This window comes from Winogradskyella ouciana (assembly GCF_009709615.1).
Taxonomy (GTDB): Bacteria; Bacteroidota; Bacteroidia; order Flavobacteriales; family Flavobacteriaceae; genus Winogradskyella; species Winogradskyella ouciana.
The window spans coordinates 1-273 of the sequence record NZ_WJYA01000100.1 but is presented as its reverse complement, the minus strand read 5'-3'; the positions used below and the strand labels follow the sequence as shown (position 1 = coordinate 273).

The window sequence follows — 273 nt, the reverse complement described above, 5'->3', positions numbered from 1 at the left end:
CATCAATAGAATTCATAATCAGATTCAAGAGAACCTGTTTTAATTCATCCTTAAACGTATAGAGGAAAAGAGGCTTCTCTGTTTCAATAGTAAGGTTAATTTTATTATCGACTGTGCTTGCATAGCAAAGCTGCTTGAGATTTTCAAAAAGCAAATCAATCGCGACGTTTTCTTTGCCCTTTTTTACGATCTCTGTTTTAGAAGTATGAAGAAACTGGGTAATCCTGAAATTCAATTCGTTTAGTTCATGCTGAATAATGTCCAAGTATTTCA

At 33.3% G+C, this 273-nt stretch carries 1 pseudogene; it reads right to left on the bottom strand.

The window, feature by feature from the left end:
- Nucleotides 1-265 (bottom strand): annotated as a pseudogene (locus F1003_RS18705) (hypothetical protein); the annotation flags it as partial.
- Between the last annotated feature and the right edge of the window lie 8 nt (nt 266-273).